The 2,621-nt window shown below is 64.7% G+C and carries 3 protein-coding genes; 2 read left to right on the plus strand and 1 reads right to left on the minus strand.

What is annotated here, in order from left to right:
- Positions 1-30: 30 nt before the first annotated feature.
- On the minus strand, positions 31-405 hold the full coding sequence (locus VFH65_RS27285; RefSeq protein ID WP_353325960.1) for an NYN domain-containing protein: 375 nt from the start codon (positions 403-405) through the stop codon (positions 31-33).
- 85 nt (positions 406-490) lie between these two features.
- Here VFH65_RS27285 and VFH65_RS27290 point away from each other — a divergent pair, with 85 nt between their 5' ends.
- The gene (locus VFH65_RS27290) at positions 491-1,789 is read left to right on the plus strand and encodes an NtaA/DmoA family FMN-dependent monooxygenase (protein ID WP_353325962.1); all 1,299 of its coding nucleotides are present in this window, start codon (positions 491-493) and stop codon (positions 1,787-1,789) included.
- Positions 1,789-2,621, plus strand: an 833-nt coding sequence (locus VFH65_RS27295) for an NtaA/DmoA family FMN-dependent monooxygenase (RefSeq protein WP_353325963.1), incomplete at its 3' end; no start/stop codon positions are given. The genes VFH65_RS27290 and VFH65_RS27295, both read left to right, overlap by 1 nt.

A 2,621-nucleotide genomic window follows, 5' to 3' on the forward strand; every position in this document is an offset into this window, starting at 1 on the left:
CGGTCGGTCACCGGCCTGGGCGCCAGCGGCCTAACGGGGATCGATCTCGTTGCGAAGCTTCTCCGCCGGATAGACGGACGCACCGGCCGCCCGGATGCGCTCGGACAGCGCACGGTCCGAGGTTGCGACGCGGATCTCGCCGGGGTTGGCGTCCTCACGCACCAGTCGGACGATCTCGTCGTCGGCCGAATTCGCAGCCGCCTTCGGCGCATGCGCAACCGTGATCACAGCCGATTCCAACGGCGGCGACAGCGGCCGCTCAAAGACCACCGTGACGTCGTCGCCGTGGGCCGTCGCCCACTGCTCGAGCTGGCCGATCAGTGCCCCCATCGCGCGCCGACGATCCCGCCACCAGCCGTCCGGCCGGGAGCCGATCACGTTCATCCCGTCCACGATCCAGCGCATCTACCCAGGCTATTGATCCTCAGCGCAATCTCGGTGAAACCGACGGGACATTGCGGAGTAACGCCTCCCAAGTTGTCTTGACGACATGACCGACATGTTTCATCTGGGGTGGTTCTTGAACTTCGTCGCCGACGAGTGGAACGGGAACTGGGGTGACGGTGGGCGTGATTTCACCGGCGACTTCTACGTCGAGATGGCCAAGGATCTCGAGCGCGCCAAGTTCGACTACGTCCTGATCGAGGACAAGCTCATGGTGTCGACCGCGTATGGCGGCACCATGGAGCACGACCTCAAGCACGGCGTGAACCCCAAACACGACCCGGTTCCGCTCGCTGTGCTGATGGCCGCCGCCACGGCCCGGCTCGGCGTCGTCCCGACGATGTCGACCAGCTTCTATCCGCCATTCCTGCTGGCCCGGCTCTGCAGCACCATCGACCACATCGCCCGCGGGCGATTCGGCTGGAACGTCGTCACATCCGGGGAGGACCGCGCCGCGCAGAACTTCGGGCTCGACAAGCTCTACGAGCACGACGAGCGCTACGTGCGGGCCAGCGAGTACCTGGAACTGGTCAGCAAGCTGTGGGAGTCGTGGGAGCCCGACGCCATCGAGCGCGACTACATGACCGGCACGTACGCCAATTACAAGAAGGTCCACACGATCGACTTCGAGGGCAAGTACTTCAAGTCGCGCGGCCCGTTGAACACCGCGCCGTCACCGCAGTACCGCCCCACGATCGCGCAGGCGGGCGCGTCGCCGCCGGGACGTGAACTGGCCGCGCAGCACGCCGACACGATCGTTGCGCCTGCCAACGGTGTCGAGGCCATGAAGGCCTACCGCGACGACATCCATGCCCGGATGAAGGCCAACGGCCGCGATCCCTCGCACTGCAAGCTGCTCTACCTCGTCACACCGATCGTCGCCGACACCCACGAGGAGGCGCTGGCCAAGCAGGAGAGGTGGTTCACCGACCCGCTCTACATCGAGTACATGCTTGCCGAGATCTCCTCGATCACCGAGATCGACTTCGCCCAGTTCGACCTCGACAAGCCGGTCCCCAACGTGTCGACCAACGGTGAGCGCGGCGCGCTCGAAAGCTTCCTGGCCCGCGGCGAGGGCAAGACGCTGCGCGAAATCGTCACCGGCAGCGGCATATCCGGCAATGTCCCGTTTGTCGGCACACCCGCCGAAGTGGCCGATGAGATGGGCGAGGTGATGGATCAGGTCGGTGGCGACGGCTTCCTGATCACCAGCCCGGTCATGCGACTCAACCGCCGCTACGTCACCGAGATCACCGACGGCCTTGTGCCGGAGCTGCAGAAGCGCGGCCTGGTTCGATCGGAGTACACCACCACGATGCTGCGCGACCACCTGCGGGAGTTCTGATGAGCGACAAGCGATTACATTTCGGTTGGTTCATGAACTTCACCGCCAACGAGTGGAACACTCCGTTCGGCAACGACGGTATGCCGTGGAACGGGAAGTTCTACATCGAGATGGCCCAGGCGATGGAGAAGGCCTGCTTCGACTACATCATGATCGAGGACACGCTGATGGTGTCCGAGGCCTACGGCGGCAACTCGGAGGTTTACCTCAAATACGCCACCATGGCGCCCAAGCACGATCCGGCGCCACTCGCGGCGATCATGGCCGCCGCCACGTCGAAGATGGGCGTGGTTGCGACCATGTCGACGACGTTCTACCCGCCGTTCCTGCTCGCCCGCCTGGCATCCACCCTCGACAGCATCGCCGAAGGCCGATTCGGCTGGAACATCGTCACGTCCGGTGAGGACGGCTCGGCGCAGAACTTCGGCATGGACAAGCTCACCGAACACGACCTGCGCTACGAGATCGCCGACGAGTACGTCGACCTCGTGTGCCAGCTCTGGGACTCCTGGGAGCCGGATGCGGTGGTCCGCGACCGTGAGACCAACACATACGCGGACTTCAAGAAGGTCCACGCCATCCACTTCGCGGGCAAGTACTTCAAATCCCGCGGCCCACTGAACACGGTGCGCTCGCCGCAGGGGCAGCCCACCTTCGTGCAGGCGGGCGGATCTCCAAAAGGCCGCCAGTTCGCTGCGAAGTATGCGGATTCGATCATCGCCGTCGCGAACGGCGTGGAAGGAATGAAGTCCTACCGCGACGACGTCCGGGCCAGGGCTGCGGCGCAGGGCCGCAACCCGGACGACATCAAGGTGCTGTTCGTCGTCAGCCC

It is taken from the genome of Mycobacterium sp. (genome assembly GCF_035697385.1).
GTDB lineage: Bacteria > Actinomycetota > Actinomycetes > Mycobacteriales > Mycobacteriaceae > Mycobacterium.

What these genes read in the sequence shown, in the direction of transcription:
- VFH65_RS27285 (WP_353325960.1), bottom strand. Translation starts at nt 405, where the DNA reads ATGCGCTGGATCGTGGACGGGATGAACGTGATCGGCTCCCGGCCGGAC.
- VFH65_RS27290 (WP_353325962.1), top strand. Translation starts at nt 491, where the DNA reads ATGACCGACATGTTTCATCTGGGGTGGTTCTTGAACTTCGTCGCCGAC.